The organism is Lactobacillus sp. ESL0261 (assembly GCF_003693025.1).
Taxonomy (GTDB): Bacteria; Bacillota; Bacilli; order Lactobacillales; family Lactobacillaceae; genus Lactobacillus; species Lactobacillus kullabergensis.
Map to the genome: position 1 here is coordinate 442,190 of NZ_REHN01000006.1, position 25,538 is coordinate 467,727.

A 25,538-nucleotide genomic window follows, 5' to 3' on the forward strand; every position below is an offset into this window, starting at 1 on the left:
TTTTTGTAAGCATTGGCGTAATCACTGAAATGAAAGGGGAAATTTAAAGTGAAAAAACTTACATCTGGAAATTATGACATTATAGCTCATGAATACGAAAATGAAGAAATGCCATTAGAGGTCGAAATTAAAAATGACAAAATTTGTAAAATTAAAACAAAGAAGAAAATGATTCCTGGAAGTTTAGAAGAGACAGTATTTACTAAAGTTCCAAATGAAATTATTAAGAATCAAAGTTTATCCGTAGATGCAATTTCTGGAGCAACACATTCTGTTGATGGTCTGTTAAATGCAGTAGAAAAAGTCATTGAGCAAGCAGGAGGCAACGCTCAAGAATACAAGAAAGAGCAAAAAGAAATTAATCTGAATAAAAGACATGTTTCAGCGCATTTTTCTAACGACTTTTCTTCCTGGCGTACGAAACCAGAACAAATTGTTAAGGAATATAATACCGACTTTTTAATTGTAGGTGCCGGGATATCAGGACTGGCTGCAGCGGTTCAAGCTCGTCAACTTGATTTAAGTACAATCGTAATTGACAAGAACGGTTTCGTGGCCGGAAATGGTGGCGGTGTTGAAGGTATTTTTGGAATTAACACTAAAATGCAAAAAGCTGCCGGTATACATGCAGAAAAGGAAGATATAATTTCAAAGGAAGCTGAGTTAGGACAATATAGGGCTGACGGATCTTTTTGGGTTGATTTAATTAATAATTCTGCAGATAACATTGACTGGTTGGTAAACCTTGGTGTTCAGTTGACTAAAGTCGACGACTATCATGGTACTTGTATGTTTCCGACTTTTCACTGGTTTAAAGGGGGTTTTGCCTCTGTCGGATATGTACCTTATATGAAAAAGAAGGCTGATGAGCTTAAAGTAAAATTCCTGCTGGAAACTTCAGCTACAAGCATTATTGAAGAAAACGGAACTATTAAAGGAGTTTATGCAAAAACACCAGAAGGATATATAAAAATTAATGCAAAAGCAACGCTTTTAGCCACAGGGGGCGTTGGACATAACCCTGATCTGTTAGAGCAACAAGGCTGGTCAACAAAGAATATTCACTATTGTTCAATGCCAAGTAATACTGGTGATGGTTATCAGATGGCTATGTCAGTTGGCGCAATGGATATGCTAAAAGAATCTCCAGAATTTATGATGAACTATATTCAGGCTTTTCCTCATGAAGGTGTACATTTATATCTTGATCCTATTAATGGATTTATGTCTTTACCATCTGGAGGCCCAGTAGTGTTTGTCAATCAAGATGGCAGACGTTTTGTGAATGAAAATGTCAAAAAGTATAATTTGTTATATCAAAGAATGGCAATTAAAGCTACAAAAGTCACATATGAAATATTCACACAAAGAATTTTTGATAAACTAACCAAGAACGTTGAAAACGCAGATGAAATACTAGCTAAGGCTCTAAAAGAAAACGAAGGAAATTCATTATTCAAAGCAAATTCAATTTCAGAACTTGCACAAAAAGTAAACCTTCCTGTTACAATTTTATCCAAGACAATGAAACTATACAATTCTTACTGTGACAATGGCAAAGATCTAGAATTCAATAAGGATAAAGAAATGTTAGTTTCAATGGAAGATGGTCCATACTACATCGCTCGCTTAGATCCGTCTAATTTAATTGGCGTTGGTGGAATAGGGTCAAATAGAAAATTTGAAGTTATTAGTAATAATTTCGAAAAAATTCCTGGATTATACGCTTCTGGAATGGATTCTACTATGCAATATCGTGATGTATATACGATTACTCTAGGTGGGTCTGCTTGCGCTCATAATGTTAATTCTGGTCGACAAGCAGCCAAAAATGCCAAGCAATATATTCAAGAACTTTAATTAACTAATTAATTTTTAAATAATACAAAAAAGAGCTTCCATTGAAGCTCTTTTATTTTACAATTTTTGTGCCATGAAGTTGATTAACATTCAGTTCTGCACTAACCAAATTACTATTTTCGGTTGTGATGCCTCCACCTGGCAAAATTTCTATACGATCATTCGCCCATTTAATTATTTCTTTTAAATGGAGTATTGTTGCCAAGATAGGTTTGTCTAATTTTCCACCATGTGTCAAAATTCGTTTGACTCCTTGATCTGCTAACCAGTTTAATTCTGTTTTCTGTTTATCATTTGATATGTCATCAAAAGCCATGTGCATAACGACTTCAACGTTTAAGGAACGAGCTAGTGTAATTAGATGTTTCATTTGAATTCTATTTATTTGATTATTGTTGGTCAAACATGCAAAAGCCACTCCTTGAGCACCCAGTTTGGCAGACGCTTCAATGTCATCAGCCATTATGCCGATTTCATTTTCGTTATAAACAAAATCTCCACCTCTAGGTCTAATCATTATGACAACCGGTATTTTAAAATTCTCAGCATAAGTGACAGATTTCTTTATTACGCCATAGGAAGGCGTAGTGCCACCCAACGCCAAATCATTATTCAGCTCTAATCTGTCAGCGCCAGCCTTAATTACATGAGGAATATTATAAAAATTTTCAACACACGCTTCTTTTAGCATTTTATTCTCTTTCTTTTAGTTAAACGTTACTCGACCGGAGCATTGATTTGTTTTTGATAATCATCTAACCAAGACTGTGAAATAGGCTCAATCTGAGTCTTTTGATTTTTTCCAAGGTTGGCCATTAAAATTTGAGCTTTTTGTTTTTCATTAGCAACACAAAAAGGAAATTCCACATTAGTAGCTACTCCCCACTCACCTTTTCGATTTAAAGCAATTAAAGAAATTTCCCCTACTTGACCATAGCGCTGTTTTAAATCTTCACAAAATGGGTAAAGTGCTGTGTCACAAGCATCTTGAGGAGACTGACCTTTTGCCATTCTGCGAACTATTTCATATGAAAGACAACCTTTCATAATATCTTCTCCCAAACCTGTTGCAGTGGCTGCCCCAATATGACTGTCAGCATAAAATCCAGAACCCGATAACGGTGAATCACCAATTCTACCATCTTTTTTCATAAATAAGCCTGAAGTTGATGTAGCTGCAGCCATCGATTCAGCTTGATCAAGTGTGACTGCTCCAACAGTATCGTGCCCATCATAGGGATGCAGTCCAGTTTTAAACTGCTCTTTTACCTTATTTTGCCATATTGTTTTTGCTCTTTCTGTCAGCATGTTAGTCATTTCAAAGCCATTTTGCATAGCAAATTTAGCAGCACCTTTTCCGACTAAAAAGCTGTTAGTTTTATTTAAACTTAATTTTCTGGCTACAGAAACAGCATGCTTAACATTTTCAATGGCCGCGACTGAACCTTGTGCTAAAGTATCACCATTCATGAACGCAGCATCCATTTGGACGACTCCATCTTCATTCGGAAGTCCGCCATACCCTACTGATTTATAGAGAGGATAAGATTCAACTTTTTTTATTAAGTTTTCAACGGCATCTCCTGCGCTCTCACCGTTTTGCAACATACTGCTTGCTTTTAACAACCCATCGTATGACATGCTCCAAGTTGATATTACAGCCCAATTTTTCATTATGATCTTCCTTTTTATTCGGTATAGTAATAATAGTAAACTAGACTCCTTAAACTAACAAGCTACAAATTTAAAAGACAAATTTGAATCAAAAATAAAAGGCTTTGAACCAAAAATTCAAAGTCTTTTTATTACCACATGCCGATAAGTTTAGTCCAAACCAGACCGCCGCCTAACCAGATGATGTTAAGTACAACACCAATTATGGCGCTTAGTTTCCACCAATCTTTGTTAGAAACATAGCCTGTTGAAGAAAGCAAAGCAGCAGGACCTGCCGAATAGCTTGAAGTTGACAAGTATAAAGAACCGTCCAAAGCTAACATTAACGCTGCCATCACAGGTGGCACTCCGGCACCAATCGCAATTGAGAGAAATCCTGCGTAAAGAGCAGAAATTTGTGTAGAAACACTTGGAAATAAATAGTGGAGGTAGAAGTAAACCAAGAATAAGATTACCAGTACTAAAACCCAGTTCATACCATGAAGTGCACTACCTAAAGTCTTTGAGAACCAAGGGAAAAAGCCCAAAGTCATTAATTTTTGTGACATCAACATGATAATTGAAAGCCAAGTCAAGATGTTCCAAGCAAAACTTTGACCTAAAATATCCTTAACATTAATTACGCCAAATACCAATAGTAATGCAACTGCAATAAAGCTCACCAAAGTAGCGTCAATGCCAAACCTAGAACCTACTAACCATAATGCAACCGACAGGACAAAAATCACACCCATGATTTTTTCTGCAGCCGTCATTTTGCCTAATTCTTGTAACTTTTTGTTTGCCCAAGCATGAGCATTAGGTGTTTCTTTGATCTTAGGCGGATATATTTTATATAGAATAAAAGGTATTAATATTAAGGAAATTATGCCCGGTACAATTGCAGCTACAAACCATTGCATCCACGAAATGGTAACGTTTTGCGTCTTTGCTATTCCTAATGCCACCATGTTACCGGCTAAACCAGTTAAAAACATTGTGGAAGTAACGATGTTAACTTCGTATTCTGTAAAGACAAGGAATGAACCCATGTCACGCTCAGTTCCCTTTTTAGGATCTGAACCCATTTCTCTTGATAAGTTATCAATAATTGGGTACATAATACCGTTAACACGAGCGTTGTTACTTGGGATACCAACTGCCAAAACAGTTTCCACTAACGATAAGGCATAAGCCAAACCTAAAGTTCTCTTGCCAAAAGTTTTTACAAAGAAATAGGCAATTCTTTTACCAAGACCTGATTTAATAAAGCCGGCCGCCATAAACATACACATAGCGACCATCCATGCCGTGGAATTACCAAAACCGGCAGTGACTTCTTCCATCTTAAAAATACCGGTTAATGTAGCAATCACCACCGCTATTATTGTAGTTGCCATCATTGGTAAAGGTTTAGTTACACAGGCAATTATAGTTGCAATAAATATAGCGAATAGGTGCCAAGCTTGAACGTTAATTGCCGCTGGTTTTAATGGAGTTAACAGCCATAAGCCAATGCCAATAGCTAGTGGTAAAACCCACTTTTTCCATTGAATTTTATCTAACATTTTCTCTCCTTTTGCAGTGCTTTTTCTATGAAATGCAAAGCTTATAAGTTTTAAAGCATTGCTTTTGTTCAAAGTATTCGTTATCAATTATTTAAAATCACTAACCTTGCGATATTTTGGGGTATACGGTCAATAGCAAGTTATAAATCTATTTGTTAATTGTTAATACTTAGAACTATCACAAAGCTTTTCATTTATTGTCGTTCAACATTCTTAATCGCTTGGTTGACAGCTTCTTTAAAAGCAGCACTAGTTGTACTTGCGCCACTGATAGCATCAACCTCTGTAGTTTGCTTTTCAATCATTTCATTAGTTAGAACCGGGATTGCTTTTCCTCCCAAATAAGGAGTTTCTTTTTCTTGTAGTGTCTCAATTTGAGAAATTTTATCACTTGACATGGTGATCCGCACAACTATTGGTACATCATTAATGCCATTTTCGCTAATACCAATACCCTGATTTGGGCCAGCTTCAAAATCAGTTGAAGAAGCATGAGCATCAGTTTTTAGATCAGGATTTTCAGAAGCTCCTGTAACCACATCAACTTCAGCCATTTTTCTTTTAGGCCAAGCTGCATTTTCTCCGGCAATTTTGCCAGAAATTAACAAATCAGCAATACTGTTTGCACCAACATATTTGGTAGCAAAAATGTCTCCTAATTCACCGGCTTCATATAAATGAGGAATAACATTATTCTCCATGTCCAAAACTTCGCAATTTTCATTACGACGAGCGCCACCATGTGTATGCAGAATGTTGTGGCAAATTGGGATAGCATAATATGGACCTGCGCCAAAAGCACGCATTGTTTCAATTTTACGATTTAAAAACATATCGCGCTTTTTTTCATTGACTAAAAAGTTAAAATCACTGACAGCTTCAGCTAATTTTGGTGCGGCAATCTTGTCAGCCAATTCAGCAATAGTTTCTGCTTTTACTGCATAGGTGATCAGGCTTTTAATTTGTTCAGCCTTATCTGAATCGTCATTAACTAGTTGCTCAAATTGTCTTTGATCCATGATAATATGTGGATGATTTTGGTTAGGAGGCATAATCCAGTTACCGTGGTTGTATTTGTACCCATGACGGTCCTCTTCGTCTTCACGGTAATACCGCGTCCCGTCATCGCCAGCAACGAAAATACTGCCATTAAACAAGTTCTTCCAGTTGATCATATAGGCAAATTTTTCTCTTGGCGCGCCTTCTCTTAAAGAAAAACCATGTGAATCATAGTTGGACATATGCCACAGTCTAGCGCCAGCTTCAACTGCTAAATCAATTCCTTTACCTTGATTATATAAAGTACCAATTGGAGCTAAAGAACCTTGACCTAAAAAGTTTTGAACCATATCTTGGTTATTTTCAAAGCCACCACAAGCTAAAACAACTCCGTTTTTGGCAGCTACATTTCTATTGATTCCTTTGTGTTTTATTTGCACACCTAAAATGGTTTTAGTGTTGGGGTCCTGAATTAAATGTTGTGCAGGACTTTCAAACCAAACATCAATTTTGTCTAAACGCTCGTAAACTTTTTTACGTAATAATTTCCAGAATCCGCCATTATACATACCAGAAGTCATGCTTTGTGAGCGCATGGTTTCCGCATGTTTGTATTCTGGATATTCACCTTTAGGTCTTCTACCAGTGTACTGAGCTTCAATGCCAAAATAGTTTTGTGAATATTCTTTCATTTTTAAAACATTATTGACAAAAGCGGCTAGATCTTTAGGATCATACTTGAAGGGATAATAAGTTTGTTTATAATACTCACGTAGATCCTCAAAATTGTCACCCCACGCGAATGCACCACCAGCGTATCTGGTATTACCCCCTTCATGACCCTCAGGAGCCGCATCTATCAGTAGAACATGGGCATTGTTATCTGCTGCGAATCTAGCAGCACTAGCGCCAGCGCCACCGAATCCGACTACAATTACGTCATAAACGGCATCCCATTCGAGAGTTGAATCGTAGATCAAATTTTTCACCTTAACTTTCTTATAAATCGTTCTTTTGGTAAATATAGCTTGAAGTGCTTTTTAAATCTAATTAAATTTTTCTCATAATTTAGCTTTCTTAGTTGCGATAAAATGCATAGTAGCAAGTACTTCTTGTACATTAAAGTGAATTTTAATATAATTTAAAAAGATACATTTATAAATAAAATTTATTTAGGAAGTACAAATGAACGAAAAAGATCTATTATATTTTTGTAAATTAGTCGAAACTGGTAATTATACGCTAACTGCTAATACTTTTGATGTTACTCAACCGACAATTTCAATGGCTATTAAACGCCTGGCGGATAAATTCGCAGATCCATTGATTTTACAAAAAAATCGCAAAAGCAAGATTGCTTTAACTGATGCCGGAGAACTACTATATCGTAAAGCAAAAATATTATTACAAGATATGGCAAGTATCAATTACGACGTGATGCACGCCAGCGATAAAAAAATCCGACTCGCTTTTTCTGGCGAAGCCGGTAGTTTATATATTGCCGACATTATTCAACAATTTTATCAAGCTGGAATTACAGATTTAATTGAATCAAAGATAGAGCGATCTGCAGACGCATTTGCTGATTTAACCAATGGCAATGTCGATGTTGCTATTTATTCATGGATGGTTCCCATTAATGATCCCGAATATTTTATTCATAACTTACAAAAAACTGAACTGGTGGTAATTACTAGTAACACTGATAAATGGCATAACGTTCATGAAATTAGTGCTGCCAACTTGCGTGAGTGCAAATTTGTCGCTCGCACTCGAGGCTATTTGACAAGGGAATGCTTGGAACAAGAAGCAAAACTAGGGGATTTTACTCCTCAAATTTCCTATACTGCAACTACAATGAAACTTTTAATTGATTTGGTCAAGCGTAATGTTGGTATAGCTTTAGTAATGGAAAGCAGTCTTAAAGACTTTTCTGACATTCACGTGATTCATTTAAAACCTGGCCAGCGGCTTTGGGCATATATGCAAATTGCTATGAGAAAAACTTTTATACCTAATAAATATCAGCAGAAAGGAATTGAAATATTACGCAATTTTAAACCGTAGTGAAATTTTGCAAATAAAAAAAGTTCACGACTTTTTAAAGTCATGAACTTTTTTAAGTTTAAGCAATAACATTAAACAAAAATGCGGCAATTCCGCCACCTAAAAGTGGTCCAAAAATTGGAACCCAACTATAAGCCCAGTCGGAGCCACCTTTGTTGGCAATTGGCATAAACTGATGTGCAAGTCTTGGTCCCAGGTCACGGGCCGGATTAATCGCGATTCCAGTTGGTCCTCCTAAGGACAAACAGATTGCGGTAATTAAAAATCCTGCTAGTAATGGGTTTAATCCTGGTGCCAATTTAGCATTGGTTAATCCCAACAAGCCAAATACCAAAACAAACGTAGCAATCATTTCAGTAAAGAAATTCCAAGTATAGTTTCTAATGGCAGGCGTTGTGGCAAACGAACCTAAAATGCCTTCTTGATCAGTGGTTTCTTCCCAATGAGGAAAATAGGTTAGCCAAACTAAAATGCCACCGATAAAACCCCCAGCAATTTGAGCTAGCATATATGGTAAAACTGAAGACCATGGCAATTTGTTTGCAATAGCCATTCCTAATGACACTGCCGGATTAAAATGTCCTGGGCAAAGCCAACTAACACAAAATACTCCGAAAGTTACGGCAAAACCCCAACCAAAAGAAATAACGATCCAGCCACTGCCTTTTGCTTTCGACTTGTTCAAATTGACACCGGCACAAACGCCATCTCCGAGCAATACTAAGATGATAGTTCCAATGAACTCTCCCACTAATTGCATTGTTAAACTATTATTCATTTTTTAATCTCCTACTTTGATTATTAGGCTGCATAAGCCTCAAATAATGTTTAGTAGTAAATTACTCCCTAACAAAATATATTATAAAATTTTGCTTGTGTAAACACTTTCTTTAAATAAAATAATTTTTAAAAAATTGTTTAAGAAACTGTTATTTAATTTCTTTGATTATATAGCATTTATATTTAAATTCTTAAAAAATTCCGTTATATTTTTATAACTGTTATTTTTAGCAAAGTCTTTTAAATTGAAGCTTTAAACCTATTTTTTAATTTTTAAGGGTTCAAGTTGTTTTTCTATTTCAGTTAAATCAACTCCCGCTTCAATCAAAGTAGCAGCAGTATATGCACCTTCAATAAAAGCTACATCATACAAATGAATCTTTTTAGAAGTCATTTCCATCGCCAGTTCAAGATTCATTTTGGCACTTCCAAGATCATAAAAAGCCAAAATTTCATCGGCTTTATTGTCAGAAAAAGCTTGCAAAACCTTGTCCATACTGGTACCTATATCTTCTTCATTTGTTCCACCAGCATTTGTGATTGATACATCTTTGGCAACTTGATCTAAAAGTTTAGTCAAACCGGTAGGTATTTCGGGAACATGTGATACTAACGTAATGCCTAAACTCATAGTATACCTTCAGTTTCCAGTAAAGCTTCAAAGAGATAGCCGCTAGATTGTGAGCCGGGATCAACATGACCCTTTGATCTCTCTCCCAAATATGAAGCACGACCCTTTTTTGCTACTAAATCTTTAGTTGCAGCTACAGCAGAATCAATTTTTTCTTGAGTTAAATTATGCGCTTTCACTTCAGGTACGAGCACTGACCAAACATCAACCATCGTTTTGTCACCTGGTTTAGCACCGCCACGTTTTTTAATACCAGCTAATGCAGCATCCAGTAATTCACCAATATCATCGCTAGTAGCGCTCTTCTTGGCCATTTCTAAAAAAGCTGTGCCATATAATGGGCCTGAAGCTCCACCAACAGTAGAAATAAGAGTCATTGCAATTTGTTTAAATGCATCAGTAATAGTTTTTGGCTCTAAATCCAGTTTTTGACTGACGGCATTCATGCCTCGGCTCATATTAAACCCGTGATCCCCATCGCCAATTGCAGTGTCTAAATCGCTTAAAAATTGCTTATTCTGCTCAATTTTTACGGAAAATTTATTGATCCATTCAACTACGTTTTTAACCGTTAATCCCATATTATTTCCCTCTCTTTTACCAAGCTATCGTTTCAACTGGTTGATTAAGATATTCAAGCCACTTTTCGTCAGCTAACTCAAAAATTGTGAGTGAAATACCAGCCATATCAAGCGATGTCATGTAATTACCAATTTTGATAAAGGCAGGTTTAACATTAAATTCCGCCAATTTATCAAGCAAATCATTACTAAAAATATATTGTTCCATCAAAGGAGTTGCACCCATGCCATTAACTAAAACAGCATACTTTTTATTTTGCTCTAAATGCATTTCATTATTTAACTTGCCCACTAATTCAGATACTAAGTCTTTAGCAGGTTTGATTTTTTCACGACGATAGCCAGGCTCTGAATGAATGCCAACTCCAAATTCAATCTCGTCATCTTTTAATACAAAACCGGGTTTACCAGTTTCAGGATTAGTAGCAGCCGATAAAGCTACAGCAATTGTTTTAATATTAGGCAAAACTTTTTTAGCTGCTGCATCAATTTCGTCAAGACTTGCACCATTTTGAGCCATAGCTCCCAGAATCTTATGCATAAACAAGGTTCCGGCAACTCCACGTCTTCCTTGTGTGAATGTACTGTTTTCTACAGCAATATCATCATCGACTACAATTGATTTAACTTTAATGTCGTCCATGTCAGCCATATCTTTTGCCATATCAAAGTTCATGACATCCCCTGAATAATTTTTTATAACTAGAAAAACACCTTGCCTTTGATCTACTGCTTTGATTGCTTCGTAAATTTGATCTGGAGTTGGAGATGTGAAAACCTGACCGCAAACTGCTGCACTTAACATCCCTTTACCTACAAAACCTGCGTGAGTAGGTTCATGTCCTGAACCTCCCCCGCTGACAATACCTACTTTCCCGGTCATTGAATCCTTATCTGCTCTCATAACAGCTTCGGTATCTTTAACTTGAGAAATAAATTGTGGATATGATCTGACCATACCTTTGACCATTTCAGGTACAACATTTGCTGGATCATTAATAATCTTTTTCATATAATAGCTCCTTAAGTAAATAAATGTAACGCTTACATAACTATTATACCAAGTAACATTTATATAAACCATTTGCGTTGCAATAAATTAAATATTTTGCGCAAAATAAAAACTTTAGCACACTTCATCAAAAAAGTATGGCTAAAGTTTAATACAAAACTATAAAATAATATTATTTTCTTATAACCTTATACCTGGTAGATCTATCATCATTAGGATGTTCTGAAGCATGTCCACAGGCAACAATGACACAGGTCTCAAAATTCTCCGGAACACCAAGCTCTTCTTCCAAATTTTTGGCAGAATTAAGTACACTGGCTGCACTCATTAAATAAACCGAACCTAAGTTGAGTTCTGCAGCCTCTATCATTATGTTTTCTGCTGCAACAGATGCGTCTCTTTCACCAAATTCATTATTCTTTTTAACATTAATGACAAATAATAAAGGAGCATTATAGCAAGCGTTACTTGTAACCTGTTCTATTTGTGACAGTAATTTTTCATCCTCAACCACTGTCATTTGCATTACATCAGTTTGGTGCATGCCACAAGGTGCTGCCTGAAACGCATTGATCAATTTTTCAATGTCATCTTGAGCAACTTTTTCATTAGTGTATTTTCTAACAGCTACTCTTTTTAAAACAGGATCAGTCATGTGTTTGCCTCCCAGAAAAAATTATTTGATAACTGCTTTACCAGTCTTATGAACTAAATCAGACCATTTTAAAAACTGTGTTTCAGATATTCCTACTAACTTTTTACCTTTGATCTTCTTGGTACTATAGACAAAAACTGTTGTACCTTTTTTAACGTATGAATATTTATTTCCTTTTACCAAAAGCTTGCCTTTGCTATTGTATACTTTAGCGTTGCGTTTTACCTTGTAGCTGGCAACTTTAAAAAGTTTTACATTACCTGGCTTTACGTATTCTTTCTTCTTAGTTTTCTTGCCATTTAATGATATTTGCAAGTAACTCTTATTTTTAACTGTGGTAAAACCCGTAATTGAAAGAATTGTTCCTTTTTTCAGTTTTTTGTTTTTAATTCTTTTACCCTTACTGTCAAATATATAGGCATTTCTCTTTAATTTGACAGTTTTGCCTAAATATTTTATCGCATTATTTGAATTAGTATTATTTTTCTTAGGCTTTTTGTCAGTATCTGCAGTAGCAGGATTATTTGTACTGTTAGTTGTATTAGATTGTCCATTATTGGTTTTACTTTGGTCAGTAGTATTTGACGTGTTTGAATCTCCGTTCGTAGTATTAGATGTTGTAGTATTAGTCTGACTTTGATTGGTGGTTGCTGCAGGAGTATCTGCAGCCAACACTGGCTTAGTTACACTCAATCCTAAAGTCAAAGATGCAACTCCAACTATACTTAACAAAAGTTTTTTCTTCATTTTGACACCTCATTATTGAAAAACTTATTCATATACATTCTACTACTTTGAATAAATAATTTCTTTTACAATATCAAAACAATTATTTTACCTTCTAATCTTGTGGCATTTAGTTTTTTTTACAACTTATATTATGAGGTACAGAATCTACTTTTGCTTTATACTTAGAAATAGTGAAAACAAAAAAATGTTATTAAAGGAAGAACTTCATGAAAAAGTCGCAAAAAGAATCAATCGAAATACTGGTCACTATAGACCAAAACTATATCAAACCACTCGAAGTTATGATGTATTCCCTTAGGCTGAACAATATGACTGAAGAGTTTCATGTCTGGCTAATTTACGACAATATTAACCAGCATGCTCTGAATAAATTAAAAAAATTTGGGCTAAAAATAGGAATTCAGGTATCCACTTTGACTATGAATAAGAATATTAAATTTCCTGATTCATTGCTCAACTTGCATGATTATCCTAAAGAAATGTATTTCAGATTACTTTCAAGTAAAATTTTGCCAGCAGATCTACATCGAATTATTTATCTTGATCCTGACATTTTAGTTATTAATTCAATAGTGCCCTTGTGGGAGTTAGACCTTGAAGGTAAAATGTTTGCAGCTTCAGTTCATGAAGGGTTAACGGACATTATGAGTTCAATTAATAATATCAGGCTGGGTACATCAACAGGGTACTTTAACTCTGGAATAATGCTGATGGATTTAGATCAAATGCGTACAAAAATTAAAATTACAGAAATTACTCAGGCAATTGAAGAGCATCATGATACTTTAATTTTGCCAGATCAAGATATTCTCAATTATCTATATGGCGAAGATATTTTAAAAATTCCAGAAACGCGCTGGAACTACGATGCCAGAGCTTTCTCAGTTTACTTAACCAGAAGCACAGGTGAAATCAACACCGAATGGGTCATGAAAAACACCTCAATTTTACACTTTTGCGGTAAACCTAAGCCGTGGCAAAAGGAGAAACATTCCCGGTTTAAGCCCCTTTACCTTAATTACCTGCAAATGGTCAATCGCTTGTTAAAACAGCAAAAATTAACGTAACATTTAGCTTTTTACTGTTGAAGCTTGCTATATGTGTGCTAAAATAATAAAAGTTGCCGAATATCAAGCGACACAATGCTTTAGGTGGATTAGTATAGAAAAAATGCAAACTATTTAATAGCATTGAATGTGTAATATTTTTTATAGAAAAGAGAAGAATTATGGCTTCAATTAACAAGTCTGAACTTACTAAAGAAGTTTCAGCAAAGACAGATCTTAAACAAAAAGATGCAGAAAAAGTTATCGATGCTTTAATCGAATCAATTAAGGATAACTTGGCTAAAGGCGAAAAAGTACAAATCATAGGTTTTGGCTCTTTTGAAGTACGTAATCGTGCAGCTAGAAAAGGCAGAAACCCACAAACTGGTAAAACTTTAACGATTCCTGCAACTAAAGTACCTGCATTTAAGCCTGGTAAAGCATTGAAGGATGCAGTTAAATAAATTCTACATTTAAATACGAAAAAACAACGAGATTCAACTCGTTGTTTTTATTTTGCTTTAAAATTTTTAACGATTTTGATGATTTAATTTGTTGGCAAAAAAATCACCAATAACTTGAACAATAAATATTAAAATAATAACTAAAACTGTCGCAATAAGTGTTACGTCATTATTAAAACGATTATATCCATATGAAATTGCTGTATTACCTAGTCCACCGGCACCTATAGCTCCTGCCATTGCAGTTAAACCGATTAAACTGATAATTGTCACGGTAGAGACGCGAGCAAGTTCAGATCTAGCCTCGTTTAAGTAAACACTAAATATAATTTCCCAAATCGTAGCTCCTAGACTTTGTGCTGCTTCAATTTTTCCGTGGTCAACGCTTTCTAGTGCTACTTGAACCTGCCGAGCATAAAATGGAAAACAGCCTAATGTCAGAGGAACCAATGCAGCTTGAATACCTATTTGTGTCCCAACAATTTTTTGCGTTACTGGAGCTATGAATGCCAGTAAAATAATGAACGGAATTGCTCTAAAAATTGAAACAATTTTATCACAAAGGTTAAACCAAAATTTATTAGGCCTGATGCCGTCACTCTTTGTTAGGACTAAAACGATACCAAAAACCATTCCCAAAATGCCGCCAAAAATTCCGGCCCAAAAAGTCATATACAGAGTTTGAATAATGCTGGTGCCCCAGCCAGTGTCTCCCAGCCAGCCTAATTGCACAACATTGGGAAAAACTTTGCTAAACCAACTACTCATATAGATCCCCCTTTTCGTTTAAACGAGTGACAGCAACTTTTTCTTTTCTTAAAAAAGCAACTGTCTCCTGCTGTTTTGTCTTGTCTCCTTTGACTTGAACAAGTAAAGTACCAATTGGCTCATCATCAAGCAATTCAACATTGCCATATAACATGCTGGCTTCAACTCCTACTTCACGGTATAAATCAACAACAATTGTTTTGGTGACATTAGCCATGCTATATACAAGTTGATAAATGGCCTCATTATCGTTGTCAAGCTTATCAATATTAAGAGATTTCAAAGTGTTGATTACTTCCAAAGAGCCACCCACGAAACTCTTGGTCAAATCATTTTTAGGATGTAGCACAACATCCCTTAAACTTCCTTTTTCAACAATTTGTCCAGACTGCATTAAGGCAACTTTATTACAAACTTTCTTAATAGCCGCCATTTCATGGGTTATCAAGACAATAGTTAAGTTAAGATCTTTTTGGAGCTTTTTGAGCAATGTCAGAATTTGAAGAGTATTTTGGGGATCAAGTGCACTAGTAGCCTCATCTGAAATCAAAATATCTGGTTCATTCGCTAAAGCTCTGGCAATAGCAACTCTTTGCTGCTGACCTCCGGAAAGCTGCACTGGATAAAAGTTTGCTTTATCTCTTAAATCCACTAAATCTAATAATTTTAATGATTTTTCCTTAATTTCTTTTTCTTTTAATCCAGAATGTTTCAGGGCAAAGGACACGTTGTCAACCACGCTTATTTCATTTAATAAATTAAAATTTTGAAAAATCATGCCAATTTTTCTGCGAGCTAGTTGTAAATCTTTGTTAGCTATTACCTGTTTGCCATCTTTGACAAAATCGGTTCCGTTAACTTTAATATTACCGGCTGATGGTTTTTGTAAAAGGTTGACTGTTCTGACTAAGGTAGACTTACCTGCTCCGGAAAAGCCTACAACTCCGAAAATATCACCTTTTTCTACAGTTAGACTAACATCATGAACTGCTTGCACAATTTTGCCTTTTTTATCAGGAAAATCTACACTAACGTGTTCTAAATCAATAATACCCATTACAATCTTCTCCGATCATTAAAATTTTTACTTCAATTTAATGTCCCAAGCACTTCTAGTCATATTTCCGTAATATTTCTTTTGTATCCGTTTAGTCTCAGCGGTTTGATAACATTTGACTACCGCCTGGTAGTCCTTGTTCTTTGCTTGGTCTTTCTTAGCTACAATGATATTTATCCATTGATAAGAATCTTTATTTACCGGCTCAACAAAGATTGTTTGTTTTTCACCTAAACCTGCAGGACGAGCAAAGTCATTATTAATAACTGCTGCATCGACTGAATTAATCACACGTCCACATTGATCGGCACTAATTTCTTTAACTTTGATGTTTTTAGGATTCTTCACAATATCCGCAACGGTCACAAGAGCTTTACCTTTGCGTAATGAAATTAATCCAGCATTTTTCAAAACGAGTAAGGAACGAGATTCATTACTTGCGTCATTTGGAACAGCAATTGTGGCACCTTTTGGCAGCTCGCTCAATTTATGATATTTCTTTGAATATAGCCTAATTGGATTTATATCTGTGCGTCCGATAGCTACTAATCCACCATGATTGGCTTTATTCCAAGCTTTTAGAAAAGCATAATGTTGGAAAGCATTTAGATCTATGTCTCCACTTTTTACGGCCTTATTTGGTTGATTGTAATCAGTGAAATTCTTGATTTTAATTGTTATGCCATATTTTTTCTTGGCCAAGGCCGCAGCGTGATCCCAAATAACCTCTTTGGGTTTTGACTCACTAACTATACCTACAGTAACAACATGGTTCTTTTGATTGCTATCCCCTTTTTTGCCAAAGCTAAACCAGGCAATTGCAATAATTACAATGGCTGCAATTACTCCAATAATTATATTGCGACTTTTTTTAGTCATTAGAAAAACCTCCCAATTTTTCAATAAAAAAAAGCACTCATCCTAAACTAAGGACGAGTGCTTCGTGTTACCACCTTTAATTTGTTTATTACTCACGTAATAAACCTCAACAGCTATCTAACAATAGCTTGCAATGCTAACGGATGCAACTCCGCCACTAGCTAAATATCACTAGCAGTCATCATTTCAAGCCCATGTTCACTACACCTTACTAACTGACTCTCACCAAACGTCAGCTCTCTTTGTTAGTAAAAATAATAGCTACTCTGCTTTTCAAGATGTATTAATTATTTAATTGTTTATTAATTTAACATCTAAAAAATCTTCTGTCAACCAAAAAATAAATTATTTTTTATTTGTTTGGTATGATTTTATAGTTTTAAAAAAATATTGTCCTACAGCAAAAGTAACAATTGCCATGCCAATTACCTGCCACCAATAATTATGATTTAAGTTTTCTGCAAGTAAAAAACTGCTAATCAAAATCAGTATGCAAATTAGTAAAACGACGGTTGAAGCAATAACTTGTTTCATGTCACTTCTCCTTTCTCATATAAGTTAAAAATTCATATGGATAAGAATTCGAATCATCAGGTTGATGAAATTCCCTTTTTACTATCTTAAAATCGCCATAGTTAAGCTTGGTCATTGTCACATCAGCTGTAAAAGCGGCTTTTATTTCAGTTTTTTCTAAGCAATCAACTTGCTTTTTTAAAGCACTAAAAACCGAGTTACCACCAATAACACAAATTTCCAGATTTTCGTGCTTGTGAATCCAGCATTGTAATTCACTGATCGACGGTATTATTAAAACTCTTTTATCAGAATCAAATTCCTTTTTTAATTGCTGACTAGTTGATAAAACAACGTGCGTACGTCCTGGTAGAATATGGGGCAAGCTCGTGAAAGTTTTTCTACCCATAACAATGGGATGTCCATATGTTATTTTTTTAAAATGGTGTAAATCTGCGGGCAATCTCCAAGGTAAATGTCCATCTATACCAATTTGGTGTTTTTCATCTTCTGCCCAAACAAAAGTGATCATCAGTTCGCCTTTCTTTCTTAATTATAGCGCTTTATTTATTAGATTTCTTGTCTTTTGCTCCACTTTACCAATTGTCCCTAGTTACATTTTGCTTTTTCCGCAAACAAATTTGGACATGATTTTTCAAGATAAAGTTGCTATAGTTATTTCAGTATCTAAACAGATTATAGGAGAAAATTATGTCTGAATCTAACGAATTTACTGAAGCAAAATATAATAAAATGAAACAAACAGAGGCAGATCTGGTAAGAGATTTACAGGAAGTTGTCAAAGACCCTGCTAAAGAAGCTGCCTTAAGTGATGCTATTTTTAAAAATCACCAACACTGGTTGCAAATTGTTATGCCGAATTATTCTACTAAAATTCATTTAGGTATTGTGAATGCCTATGACAATGATACCCGCTATCAATCATATTATGATGACAAGGCAGGCAAAGGTGCAACTAAGATCTTAAGTAGAATTGTCAAAAAACATTTAGACAAATAAAAGAAGTCTTTTGAAAAAGACTTCTTTTTTGTTAGTGAAACCAGCTAACATGCTTATCGGTAAATGCCAGTAAATCATTAGTTAAATACAAAATATATGTTAAAAATAAAGTTAGATTAGCATCCCCTTGAAATGCGGTAACTCCCCATAAAATAATTGAAAGTATTCCCTGAATAGTCCAAAAATAGTATTGCTCGCGAAAATGTAACATACAAAGAAGAGATCCAGTAATTCCAATTGCTCCAGCTGTTGCATCGATTAGGGGTCTTGGACTAGTGAAAAGTTTAGTATCTAGCAGATAAAGTAAAACTAGCACCATGGCAAAAAAGATAATGGTAAGAAGCCACTTTATCAGTGTCAAACCATGAATATGTTTTTCCGTATCTTTAGACCAAGACGGCAACATTAATACAGGTAAATCTAACAGCAAAATATAAATAGCTTGCAAAATCACATTGGCATAATTTTTGGCGTATATGGAAACTATAATATAAATCGCAGAAGAAATTAAACCTAAAATACCATTGATTTGTCTGGCATTAGTAATGGCAAGTGTACATGTAAAACCCAAAATTGCAGCTACCATTGTTAACAAGGAAATTTGAGTAACGGGTGCGGCTACAGTAGTACCAACAATAATGCCTATTCCCAACATTAATAATAAATATGTTTTAAAACTCCAGCCTCGCATCTGCTCTATATACCATCTTAATTTAAAGATTCCAGCACTCGGCTTTATTTTCATCAGACCTTCCTACCTTCTGTTTAAGTTTAACAGTGAAAAAACACGGTTTTAATCATAGCATAACTTCTAAATGACTTTAAGAAATTTAACTAGAAGGTCAGATCTCTGTATTGATCTTAAGTATCTTGTTTTGCTTTATTCATTCTTATCCATTCTTAATATTGACCATTTGAGGAGAAAGGGTGAAATTACAGTTGTCATGATAATTGCTCCTATCACAGTTGAATACACTGCCGGCGCTAGCAAATGATTAGTCAAACCTATTTGTGCGACAACGAGAGCCATTTCACCACGCGAAACCATTCCGTTCCCAACTAACAAAGAACTTGAATTGCTAAAACCCGCAATCTTTGCTCCCAAACCTGCGCCAACCAATTTTGAAAAAACACCACCAATTACCAAAACAATAAATAAAATAAAGTCGTGTAATATTCCCTTAATGCTCATATCTAAACCAATACTGACAAAAAAGACAGGAATAAAACTGCTGTAGCTAATCACGGTAAAATTTTTCTTGAGCGTTTTCTGTGCTGAAGTACGATTCAGAGCCAAGCCGGCAAAGAAGGCGCCAATTACGTTACTAAGCCCCACTTCTTCAGCTCCCCATGAAGCAAATGCCACAATTATCATTGTTACTAAGGTCTCTGGAACCGGCAATGTCAGACGCTGGCTTAAGTTGATTAACCGAGGTATGACATAAACGCTAAGAAAAATTAATAATATAAGAAAGGCTGCCTGAATAAATAGGCTCACAATAAAGTTTTTTCCCTTACTTGAGCCTTGCTCAGAAACACCTGTCAGTCCACTAACAATGCTCAAAAGTAATATTGACAACAGGTCATCTGCTACTGCTGCTCCCAAAATTGTCATGCCCTCTTTTCCTTTTAGGCGTCCCATTTCTTGTAAAACTGCTACCGAAATTGAAACAGAAGTTGCTGAAAAAGTTAATCCTAAAAATAAGCTTTCAACCTGTGAAAAATTAAAGAAAATACCTGTCGCATAGGCGGTAATGATTGGGACTATCATACCAAAGGCAGCTACCAACACACTAGGACGTAAAAGCTTTTTTAGTGTTTTAATATCACTGTCAAGACCTGCCAAAAACATCAAAAAAATCACACCGATGTCTGAGAAAACTTTGATGATTTCGCTAGGTTGTACCAGGTTAAAAACTGCCGGTCCTATTATTATTCCAGCTAGTAACTCACCGACAACGGCTGGTAATTTTAACCTTACACTAAATTGGCCGCCAATTAGGGTAGCTATTAATATAACAACTAGCATTCCTAAAAATTTCATTTACCTTCCAGCTTTCTATAGCAAAAAAGACCTTCAAAATTGCTCAGGCAACCCAAACCTGAGAAAAATTCTTGAAAGTCTTTCACTTCAACCAAAATATTTATTTAATTTAAGAACCAATTTGATTTTTGCACAAATTAGCAACTTTTATTAGTATAACTCACAATTTTTTTAATTCAAATTTACAGAGATATAAAACAATTATTGATCAATCTTTCACTAAATAAAAAATCGTAATAAAGCTAAAGAAACTACCCCAACAATAACAATTACTAAAAGTGATTTGCTAATAACCGCTGCTATAAAAGTTGGCACTGAAGCAACAAGATATTCAAGGTTAGCTTTTGGCAATTGTCCTGGTTGAGCAGTGAATAAATTGCAAAACCACATAGTAGACATTATAACTATCGGTACAAAAGATAGAAATTCAACCACTACTTTAGGTAAGGTGAATTTTTTTAATAAAACAAAGGGAAGTATCCGCGATAGCCAAGTTGCAAGTCCACATCCGATAATAGTCAAAAACAAATAGTTAGAAGAAGACACGTTTTATTACCATCCCCAATGCACATCCAATAAGAGTTACAACAATAATAACCAGACTGGGTGGCAAAATCATTGTCAAAATATAGGTCAACAACATTGTCAGTAAAATTACTATTACTTGTAACAGCTTATTTAAAGATTTATCATTGTTTACTTGCAAATATAACAAACCAATAAACATTGCCACATTTGCAAAATCAAGACCTAATTGTTTTGGATCTTTAATAAAGTTGCCAAGTATGGCACCAATCGCTGTAGCAAGTACCCAAGTTTTATATGAAATCATATTTTCAGTATTGAACCAACTGAAATTCATTTTGTCATTTGTAAAATTTAGTTTATTCATCGCCAGAGCAAAACTTTCATCAGTTAAAAGCGTGCCAATTAAAATACCTTTGCCCAGTTTATCTTTCTTAAAGTACGGTGCCACCGTTGTACTCATTAAAATCATCCTTGAATTGACCATAAATGTAGTAAAAATAATTGAAGCAATCGGACTACCTGCTACTAGCATACTAATAGTGGTAAATTGTGCTGACCCAGCATAGATTATGATTGACATCATGATTACTGTAATAGTCGAAAAACCTGTTGAGCGAGCAATCACACCAAAAGCGGACGCAATTCCTAAATAGCCAAAAACTGTTGGAATTGTGTCAATAACAGCTGCACGCTTAGATAATGAACTTTCCATATTTCACTTCTTTAACTCAAAAATTAACTTACAATTAAATTCATGCATGCTTGTTTTATAGTCATAAAAATACGAACTATATCAGCTTCAGATAAAAAAACTAGTTTACCTATTACAAGCAACTAGTTTAATCATGACTTTATTCACTTTTATTCGATTGCGTGAAATCTATTCCACGATCTTTGAATACCTTTTTAGCAACATTAATCGCGTTTAGCACTTTAGGAAATCCCACGTAAGGAATAGTTTGAATAAAAGTCTCAATTACCTCCTTTGGTGTTAAGCCGACATTTAAAGCGCCATTGATATGAACATTCAGTTGCGGTTCTGTGTCACCTTGTGTCAGCAAAGTTGTAATGGTAATCATTTCCCTTTGCTTTAGATCCAGGACACCACGATCGTATACGTCACCAAATGCAAATTCAATAATGTAGCGACCTACATCTTCAGATAAACCAGCTAGTGAATCAATAACTGATTTGCCGCCCTCTTGATCAACTTTTTCTAAATTTACTAAACCTTTTTGATAACGTTCATCATTTTTCATAGTTTTTCTCCTTTTTGTTTTGTAAACTTTTTTAACGGTTAATAGAGTAGTTGCTGGAGTATAGTCCATGTCAACTACTATTTCAAAATTTTTTGGTAGTGGTAAAATATGACGATGTATCATTTACTTTGCTGGAATTTTTTAGAAAGGAACTACAATGAAATATTCAATTGGTCAATTTTCGAAACTTAGTGGCTTTTCAATTGACACACTGCGTTATTATGAAAAGCAAAGATTACTTTTTCCAAATCGTGATGAAAATAATCGTCGCATCTATACTGAAAAAGATGTAGCATGGATTAGTTTCATTTCTCGCTTAAAAAAGACTGGTATGAGTATTAAAGAAATGCAAAAATACACCAAATTACGCTATGAGGGAGACCAAACTATACCTGATAGACTTGTTTTACTTTTTAAGCAGCTTGATAATTTACATGAACAGGAAAAGAAACTTAACGATAATATCAAGTTTGTAGAACAAAAAATCAAAACCTATCTCAAGACAATCGGTGATCTAAAAGAATAATATTGCTATCTAGTGTGTATACTGATTTAATTGCTTTTTCCGATATTACATCAAGCAAATACACAACAAACACGCACTTGTTCAATTTAGAAGAAAATGGCAAGTTGAAAAAAATTTCAGTTAAGGTATAATGTTATTCGTTATGGAGAGTTGGCAGAGTGGTAATGCACCGGACTCGAAATCCGGCGAACCAAGTTTTTCCTTGGCGCGCAGGTTCAAATCCTGTACTCTCCTTTTTGTAGTAGCTATAATCATTGATATACCAATACTTTGCTAGCAATTGGTTCGCCAAATGTTCGCCAACCTTTTAATTATAGTAATTCAGAATCAAATATAAAAGAGCAGTTATAAAAACTGCTCTTTTATTTCTAATAAACTAATGTTTAACTTAAAAGCTTATTGTATTTCAATATGATTAGTATTACTTAACTCTATTTCATTATCGACGATAGCAATTTTATCCTCCCTCATAGCTTTTAACCAGTCTTACAATGTCTGGCTGTAATTTCTTATCTAGCTTTTTGATGTTATACGTAACTTAATGTACAGTGATATCAAAAGTAAACGATGAAAGATTTATTAAAATACGCTTTTGACCATGTGCCTTCTAATAAGCTGTTTATGTTATATTGCAAAGGCACTTTCATGAAACCTCTAATTCCGGACAAATCATTAGTAACGTTTGTAAGAAAACCAACTTTTGAAAATGCTGATTTGACAGTTGTTTTAATAGATGATAAGGCTACGATTAAACATGTAAAGCTTGTTGGAGATAAAGTCATCTTAATTTCTAAAAATAATGACTATGATTCGATTGTGTTAAACAAAGATAAGCTGGAAAAAATTTTAGGTAAAGTTGTCTGTGTAGAATACGATATTCAATAGCACTAAAAAATATGTGTAAATTTATTCTTTTAAGACATTTATAAAAATGGTAAATTATAAATGTACTGATACAAGTATAATGGGAGAAGGGAAATGAAATTTTTATGGGTAATTGCACTAATAATATTTGTTATTTACATTATTATTAGTGATAGAAAATCAAAAAATAGAAAAGATTATAAAGAAGCACCAACACCAAGTAAAAATCCATCAAATGAACCATTAGTAAAACGTTGGTGGGTATGGGGACTAATACTAGTTTTAATTTATGGTTTCTTTGTATCAACTTCAAATAAAGCCGAGAATCATGATGAAACATACAAAACTACCGCACCTCATTCAATAAAACCATCTCCTGTAAAAAAGAGGAAAAAGCTTTCTGACTATGCTTCCAAAAAGGTTTCCAAATTTATACCAGTGAAAAACACTGCTAAAGCAGTTACTTTAGGTGCTGGTAAGTATAAAGTCGGCAGAGATATCAAGCCAGGCAGATACGTTATTAAAGCTGTCAAGGGCAGTGGTAATTTATCTAACAGCGATTTCACTATTAACGTTATTTTAGGAAACGATGCTAATGGCGATCGGTTAACTTCTTTTACTACCAACTTAGTAAAAAACGACAAAATCAAGATAGATTGGATAGAGTCTACAAGCTTCACACCAACACCAGATAAATATACATATAAAACAAAAATAAGTGCTGGTATATGGTTAGTAGGACTTGATATTAAACCCGGAAGATATGTCATACGGCCAATAAAAGGCAGAGGTAATTTAATATCGGAAGATGGTTCTGATGATAATTTAAACGAAATATTAGGCAAAAATGCTGAAAAAGGTCAAGTCAGCAAAGTAACGGCTGATTTAACTGCTGGAGAAGTTATATTGTCTACTATAGAATTAATTGGCTTAAGTAAAAAATAAGATTTAAATATTTAAAAAACAAAAAACCTCTAGGAGATCATAGTTCGAATTTAGATTTATTAGAAGTAACATAAATACAACACTTTTATGACCTTTTGCATTCTCTATCATAACAGTAAAGGAATTGATTTATATGCTATTTCAAAACGTTTAGGAAACTCATACATGACAATAACTGCAAAAGCTTATGCCTATATGCTTGATCAATTTAAAGCACAGCAAGATAATAATATTGAAAAAATCGTCAATAGCATATAAAAATGTTCGCCAACTTTAAAATTAATTATTAATTACTAAATTTCATTTTCTATTATTTTTATAAAAATAAACTGCACCCTTCTTTTATCATTACTATGAAAATAATCTTATATATTTTTTGTTTTACAAAAAGGCATTGAGCAATATAGTGAAGTGACCCCCAAATTTAGGACAAATTTGGGGGTCATTTTTATGTCTAAATTATCTAAACAAGATAAAGCTGAAATCTATCATCTTTGGCACGATTATCAAATCAGCCCTGCTGAGCTAAGTCAGCGTTATCGGGTTGGCAAGACTAATATTAATTACTTGTTAGCTTTAATTGGCCGTCACGGTCTAGCTATTTTAGATCAGCCTTTCACTGCTTATACAAGTGATTTTAAGGAGCAGGCCCTTAGGCGAATCATAGTTGAACATGAGCCTGCCCGTCGAGTATCTATTGACTTGGGCTTAAAAAGTAGTGGCATGTTGTCCAATTGGCTGCGCGAATATCGTAAAAATGGGTATAATATCGTTAACAAGCAGAGAGGACGACCGCCCCATGACCAAAAGAGGACAGCTGATCAAACAGGAAAATCATCGGCTCAAGCAAGAGAACGACCGCTTACGCCAGCAGAACTTGAAGCTGAAAATCGAGAACGAATTCGTAAAAAAATTGAGCGTCTTAGTCGACCAGCGGACCAAGAACCGCAAGCCGCGGAAATAGCCCAGGCAGTTACCCAACTAAGGCGCGAGCTTAAAGTCAGCGTAACTTTTATTCTTGATGCCATTAATGCCAATCCTGACCTGCCCCATCTATCCCGCAGTAATT

The 25,538-nt window shown here is 34.8% G+C and carries 28 protein-coding genes, 1 tRNA gene, 1 pseudogene and 1 other annotated feature; of the genes and pseudogenes, 10 read left to right on the forward strand and 20 right to left on the reverse strand.

Annotation, left to right across the window (positions count from 1 at the left end):
* The first annotated feature begins 48 nt into the window (after positions 1–48).
* Complete coding sequence (locus F5ESL0261_RS05480; protein ID WP_233560900.1) at positions 49–1,860, forward strand: FAD-dependent oxidoreductase; 1,812 nt, start codon at positions 49–51, stop codon at positions 1,858–1,860.
* A 52-nt stretch (positions 1,861–1,912) separates the two neighbouring features.
* On the opposite strand, the gene F5ESL0261_RS05485 is transcribed toward F5ESL0261_RS05480, so the two are convergent.
* From F5ESL0261_RS05485 to F5ESL0261_RS05500, 4 genes are all read right to left on the reverse strand, one after another.
* The gene (locus F5ESL0261_RS05485; protein WP_122052465.1) at positions 1,913–2,551 is read right to left on the reverse strand and encodes a copper homeostasis protein CutC; all 639 of its coding nucleotides are present in this window, start codon (positions 2,549–2,551) and stop codon (positions 1,913–1,915) included.
* A gap of 26 nt (positions 2,552–2,577) precedes the next feature.
* The gene (locus F5ESL0261_RS05490) at positions 2,578–3,534 is read right to left on the reverse strand and encodes a N(4)-(beta-N-acetylglucosaminyl)-L-asparaginase (RefSeq protein WP_122052467.1); all 957 of its coding nucleotides are present in this window, start codon (positions 3,532–3,534) and stop codon (positions 2,578–2,580) included.
* A gap of 131 nt (positions 3,535–3,665) precedes the next feature.
* Complete coding sequence (locus F5ESL0261_RS05495) at positions 3,666–5,081, reverse strand: DASS family sodium-coupled anion symporter (RefSeq protein ID WP_122052470.1); 1,416 nt, start codon at positions 5,079–5,081, stop codon at positions 3,666–3,668.
* Positions 5,082–5,275: 194 nt separating this feature from the next.
* A complete protein-coding gene (locus tag F5ESL0261_RS05500) occupies positions 5,276–7,060 on the reverse strand; it encodes an FAD-binding protein (protein WP_122052529.1) in 1,785 nt (594 codons plus the stop codon).
* A 205-nt stretch (positions 7,061–7,265) separates the two neighbouring features.
* On the opposite strand from F5ESL0261_RS05500, the gene F5ESL0261_RS05505 reads away from it, so the two are divergent.
* Positions 7,266–8,147, forward strand: a complete 882-nt coding sequence (locus F5ESL0261_RS05505) for a LysR family transcriptional regulator (protein ID WP_122052472.1) — start codon at positions 7,266–7,268, stop codon at positions 8,145–8,147.
* Positions 8,148–8,205: 58 nt separating this feature from the next.
* Here the strand turns inward: F5ESL0261_RS05505 and F5ESL0261_RS05510 are convergent, their stop codons facing one another.
* The 6 genes from F5ESL0261_RS05510 to F5ESL0261_RS05535 form a co-directional block, all read right to left on the reverse strand.
* Positions 8,206–8,925 (reverse strand): MIP/aquaporin family protein, encoded by a 720-nt coding sequence (locus tag F5ESL0261_RS05510; RefSeq protein ID WP_045928162.1) that lies wholly within the window; start codon positions 8,923–8,925, stop codon positions 8,206–8,208.
* A gap of 261 nt (positions 8,926–9,186) precedes the next feature.
* The gene (dhaM, locus tag F5ESL0261_RS05515; RefSeq protein WP_109586356.1) at positions 9,187–9,558 is read right to left on the reverse strand and encodes a dihydroxyacetone kinase phosphoryl donor subunit DhaM; all 372 of its coding nucleotides are present in this window, start codon (positions 9,556–9,558) and stop codon (positions 9,187–9,189) included.
* Positions 9,555–10,139, reverse strand: a complete 585-nt coding sequence (gene dhaL / locus F5ESL0261_RS05520; RefSeq protein WP_045928164.1) for a dihydroxyacetone kinase subunit DhaL — start codon at positions 10,137–10,139, stop codon at positions 9,555–9,557. Before dhaL ends, dhaM begins: the two co-directional genes overlap by 4 nt.
* 16 nt (positions 10,140–10,155) lie before the next feature.
* Positions 10,156–11,151, reverse strand: coding sequence for a dihydroxyacetone kinase subunit DhaK (gene dhaK / locus F5ESL0261_RS05525; protein WP_122052475.1), 996 nt, complete (start codon positions 11,149–11,151; stop codon positions 10,156–10,158).
* 172 nt (positions 11,152–11,323) lie between these two features.
* Positions 11,324–11,806: a nitroreductase family protein gene (locus F5ESL0261_RS05530; protein WP_122052477.1), complete on the reverse strand. Its 483-nt coding sequence runs from the start codon at positions 11,804–11,806 to the stop codon at positions 11,324–11,326.
* Positions 11,807–11,827: 21 nt separating this feature from the next.
* Positions 11,828–12,553 (reverse strand): SLAP domain-containing protein, encoded by a 726-nt coding sequence (locus F5ESL0261_RS05535; RefSeq protein WP_109586360.1) that lies wholly within the window; start codon positions 12,551–12,553, stop codon positions 11,828–11,830.
* 209 nt (positions 12,554–12,762) lie between these two features.
* On the opposite strand from F5ESL0261_RS05535, the gene F5ESL0261_RS05540 reads away from it, so the two are divergent.
* Positions 12,763–13,623, forward strand: coding sequence for a glycosyltransferase family 8 protein (locus tag F5ESL0261_RS05540; protein WP_045928168.1), 861 nt, complete (start codon positions 12,763–12,765; stop codon positions 13,621–13,623).
* A gap of 161 nt (positions 13,624–13,784) precedes the next feature.
* Positions 13,785–14,066, forward strand: a complete 282-nt coding sequence (locus F5ESL0261_RS05545; RefSeq protein WP_034979630.1) for an HU family DNA-binding protein — start codon at positions 13,785–13,787, stop codon at positions 14,064–14,066.
* 66 nt (positions 14,067–14,132) lie between these two features.
* Here F5ESL0261_RS05545 and F5ESL0261_RS05550 read toward each other — a convergent pair whose 3' ends face one another.
* From F5ESL0261_RS05550 to F5ESL0261_RS05570, 5 genes are all read right to left on the reverse strand, one after another.
* Entirely contained in the window at positions 14,133–14,834 is a 702-nt protein-coding gene (locus F5ESL0261_RS05550) for a methionine ABC transporter permease (RefSeq protein ID WP_122052479.1), read from the reverse strand.
* Positions 14,827–15,891: a methionine ABC transporter ATP-binding protein gene (locus tag F5ESL0261_RS05555; protein WP_122052482.1), complete on the reverse strand. Its 1,065-nt coding sequence runs from the start codon at positions 15,889–15,891 to the stop codon at positions 14,827–14,829. Before F5ESL0261_RS05555 ends, F5ESL0261_RS05550 begins: the two co-directional genes overlap by 8 nt.
* Before the next feature lie 27 nt (positions 15,892–15,918).
* On the reverse strand, positions 15,919–16,770 hold the full coding sequence (locus F5ESL0261_RS05560; protein ID WP_122052484.1) for a MetQ/NlpA family ABC transporter substrate-binding protein: 852 nt from the start codon (positions 16,768–16,770) through the stop codon (positions 15,919–15,921).
* A gap of 46 nt (positions 16,771–16,816) precedes the next feature.
* Positions 16,817–17,056, reverse strand: a binding site (T-box leader).
* A 59-nt stretch (positions 17,057–17,115) separates the two neighbouring features.
* Positions 17,116–17,304, reverse strand: a complete 189-nt coding sequence (locus F5ESL0261_RS05565; protein WP_122052487.1) for a hypothetical protein — start codon at positions 17,302–17,304, stop codon at positions 17,116–17,118.
* Position 17,305: 1 nt separating this feature from the next.
* Positions 17,306–17,815 carry a dihydrofolate reductase gene (locus F5ESL0261_RS05570; RefSeq protein ID WP_122052489.1) on the reverse strand — a complete coding sequence of 170 codons (510 nt, stop codon included), beginning with the start codon at positions 17,813–17,815 and terminating at the stop codon, positions 17,306–17,308.
* A gap of 179 nt (positions 17,816–17,994) precedes the next feature.
* Between F5ESL0261_RS05570 and F5ESL0261_RS05575 the strand changes: the two genes are divergently transcribed.
* The gene (locus tag F5ESL0261_RS05575) at positions 17,995–18,303 is read left to right on the forward strand and encodes a TipAS antibiotic-recognition domain-containing protein (protein WP_122052492.1); all 309 of its coding nucleotides are present in this window, start codon (positions 17,995–17,997) and stop codon (positions 18,301–18,303) included.
* A gap of 31 nt (positions 18,304–18,334) precedes the next feature.
* Here F5ESL0261_RS05575 and pnuC read toward each other — a convergent pair whose 3' ends face one another.
* The 5 genes from pnuC to F5ESL0261_RS05600 all read right to left on the reverse strand — a co-directional run bounded on the left by pnuC (position 18,335) and on the right by F5ESL0261_RS05600 (position 22,134).
* Entirely contained in the window at positions 18,335–19,048 is a 714-nt protein-coding gene (gene pnuC / locus F5ESL0261_RS05580) for a nicotinamide riboside transporter PnuC (RefSeq protein ID WP_122052495.1), read from the reverse strand.
* 135 nt (positions 19,049–19,183) lie between these two features.
* Entirely contained in the window at positions 19,184–20,347 is a 1,164-nt protein-coding gene (locus F5ESL0261_RS05585) for a cation:proton antiporter (protein WP_122052498.1), read from the reverse strand.
* Positions 20,348–20,566: 219 nt separating this feature from the next.
* Entirely contained in the window at positions 20,567–20,893 is a 327-nt protein-coding gene (locus F5ESL0261_RS05590; RefSeq protein ID WP_122052500.1) for an AzlD domain-containing protein, read from the reverse strand.
* Positions 20,880–21,587, reverse strand: a complete 708-nt coding sequence (locus tag F5ESL0261_RS05595; protein ID WP_122052503.1) for an AzlC family ABC transporter permease — start codon at positions 21,585–21,587, stop codon at positions 20,880–20,882. Before F5ESL0261_RS05595 ends, F5ESL0261_RS05590 begins: the two co-directional genes overlap by 14 nt.
* A gap of 139 nt (positions 21,588–21,726) precedes the next feature.
* The gene (locus tag F5ESL0261_RS05600; protein ID WP_045928178.1) at positions 21,727–22,134 is read right to left on the reverse strand and encodes a carboxymuconolactone decarboxylase family protein; all 408 of its coding nucleotides are present in this window, start codon (positions 22,132–22,134) and stop codon (positions 21,727–21,729) included.
* 157 nt (positions 22,135–22,291) lie between these two features.
* On the opposite strand from F5ESL0261_RS05600, the gene F5ESL0261_RS05605 reads away from it, so the two are divergent.
* From F5ESL0261_RS05605 to F5ESL0261_RS05625, 5 genes and pseudogenes are all read left to right on the forward strand, one after another.
* Complete coding sequence (locus F5ESL0261_RS05605) at positions 22,292–22,660, forward strand: MerR family transcriptional regulator (RefSeq protein WP_122052506.1); 369 nt, start codon at positions 22,292–22,294, stop codon at positions 22,658–22,660.
* 144 nt (positions 22,661–22,804) lie between these two features.
* Positions 22,805–22,894, forward strand: a tRNA-Ser gene (locus tag F5ESL0261_RS05610).
* A gap of 333 nt (positions 22,895–23,227) precedes the next feature.
* Entirely contained in the window at positions 23,228–23,545 is a 318-nt protein-coding gene (locus F5ESL0261_RS05615) for a S24 family peptidase (RefSeq protein WP_122052508.1), read from the forward strand.
* Between the two features lie 93 nt (positions 23,546–23,638).
* Positions 23,639–24,469 carry a hypothetical protein gene (locus F5ESL0261_RS05620; RefSeq protein ID WP_122052511.1) on the forward strand — a complete coding sequence of 277 codons (831 nt, stop codon included), beginning with the start codon at positions 23,639–23,641 and terminating at the stop codon, positions 24,467–24,469.
* A 450-nt stretch (positions 24,470–24,919) separates the two neighbouring features.
* Positions 24,920–25,538: pseudogene (locus tag F5ESL0261_RS05625) on the forward strand (IS3 family transposase); the annotation flags it as partial.

What these genes read in the sequence shown, in the direction of transcription:
- F5ESL0261_RS05490 (WP_122052467.1), bottom strand. Translation starts at nt 3,534, where the DNA reads ATGAAAAATTGGGCTGTAATATCAACTTGGAGCATGTCATACGATGGG.
- F5ESL0261_RS05620 (WP_122052511.1), top strand. Translation starts at nt 23,639, where the DNA reads ATGAAATTTTTATGGGTAATTGCACTAATAATATTTGTTATTTACATT.
- F5ESL0261_RS05575 (WP_122052492.1), top strand. Translation starts at nt 17,995, where the DNA reads ATGTCTGAATCTAACGAATTTACTGAAGCAAAATATAATAAAATGAAA.
- F5ESL0261_RS05585 (WP_122052498.1), bottom strand. Translation starts at nt 20,347, where the DNA reads ATGAAATTTTTAGGAATGCTAGTTGTTATATTAATAGCTACCCTAATT.
- F5ESL0261_RS05495 (WP_122052470.1), bottom strand. Translation starts at nt 5,081, where the DNA reads ATGTTAGATAAAATTCAATGGAAAAAGTGGGTTTTACCACTAGCTATT.
- F5ESL0261_RS05570 (WP_122052489.1), bottom strand. Translation starts at nt 17,815, where the DNA reads ATGATCACTTTTGTTTGGGCAGAAGATGAAAAACACCAAATTGGTATA.
- F5ESL0261_RS05485 (WP_122052465.1), bottom strand. Translation starts at nt 2,551, where the DNA reads ATGCTAAAAGAAGCGTGTGTTGAAAATTTTTATAATATTCCTCATGTA.
- F5ESL0261_RS05565 (WP_122052487.1), bottom strand. Translation starts at nt 17,304, where the DNA reads ATGAAACAAGTTATTGCTTCAACCGTCGTTTTACTAATTTGCATACTG.
- F5ESL0261_RS05530 (WP_122052477.1), bottom strand. Translation starts at nt 11,806, where the DNA reads ATGACTGATCCTGTTTTAAAAAGAGTAGCTGTTAGAAAATACACTAAT.
- F5ESL0261_RS05545 (WP_034979630.1), top strand. Translation starts at nt 13,785, where the DNA reads ATGGCTTCAATTAACAAGTCTGAACTTACTAAAGAAGTTTCAGCAAAG.
- dhaL (WP_045928164.1), bottom strand. Translation starts at nt 10,139, where the DNA reads ATGGGATTAACGGTTAAAAACGTAGTTGAATGGATCAATAAATTTTCC.
- F5ESL0261_RS05535 (WP_109586360.1), bottom strand. Translation starts at nt 12,553, where the DNA reads ATGAAGAAAAAACTTTTGTTAAGTATAGTTGGAGTTGCATCTTTGACT.
- F5ESL0261_RS05510 (WP_045928162.1), bottom strand. Translation starts at nt 8,925, where the DNA reads ATGAATAATAGTTTAACAATGCAATTAGTGGGAGAGTTCATTGGAACT.
- pnuC (WP_122052495.1), bottom strand. Translation starts at nt 19,048, where the DNA reads ATGAAAATAAAGCCGAGTGCTGGAATCTTTAAATTAAGATGGTATATA.
- F5ESL0261_RS05505 (WP_122052472.1), top strand. Translation starts at nt 7,266, where the DNA reads ATGAACGAAAAAGATCTATTATATTTTTGTAAATTAGTCGAAACTGGT.
- F5ESL0261_RS05555 (WP_122052482.1), bottom strand. Translation starts at nt 15,891, where the DNA reads ATGGGTATTATTGATTTAGAACACGTTAGTGTAGATTTTCCTGATAAA.
- dhaK (WP_122052475.1), bottom strand. Translation starts at nt 11,151, where the DNA reads ATGAAAAAGATTATTAATGATCCAGCAAATGTTGTACCTGAAATGGTC.
- F5ESL0261_RS05560 (WP_122052484.1), bottom strand. Translation starts at nt 16,770, where the DNA reads ATGACTAAAAAAAGTCGCAATATAATTATTGGAGTAATTGCAGCCATT.
- F5ESL0261_RS05605 (WP_122052506.1), top strand. Translation starts at nt 22,292, where the DNA reads ATGAAATATTCAATTGGTCAATTTTCGAAACTTAGTGGCTTTTCAATT.
- dhaM (WP_109586356.1), bottom strand. Translation starts at nt 9,558, where the DNA reads ATGAGTTTAGGCATTACGTTAGTATCACATGTTCCCGAAATACCTACC.
- F5ESL0261_RS05550 (WP_122052479.1), bottom strand. Translation starts at nt 14,834, where the DNA reads ATGAGTAGTTGGTTTAGCAAAGTTTTTCCCAATGTTGTGCAATTAGGC.
- F5ESL0261_RS05540 (WP_045928168.1), top strand. Translation starts at nt 12,763, where the DNA reads ATGAAAAAGTCGCAAAAAGAATCAATCGAAATACTGGTCACTATAGAC.
- F5ESL0261_RS05600 (WP_045928178.1), bottom strand. Translation starts at nt 22,134, where the DNA reads ATGAAAAATGATGAACGTTATCAAAAAGGTTTAGTAAATTTAGAAAAA.
- F5ESL0261_RS05595 (WP_122052503.1), bottom strand. Translation starts at nt 21,587, where the DNA reads ATGGAAAGTTCATTATCTAAGCGTGCAGCTGTTATTGACACAATTCCA.
- F5ESL0261_RS05615 (WP_122052508.1), top strand. Translation starts at nt 23,228, where the DNA reads ATGAAAGATTTATTAAAATACGCTTTTGACCATGTGCCTTCTAATAAG.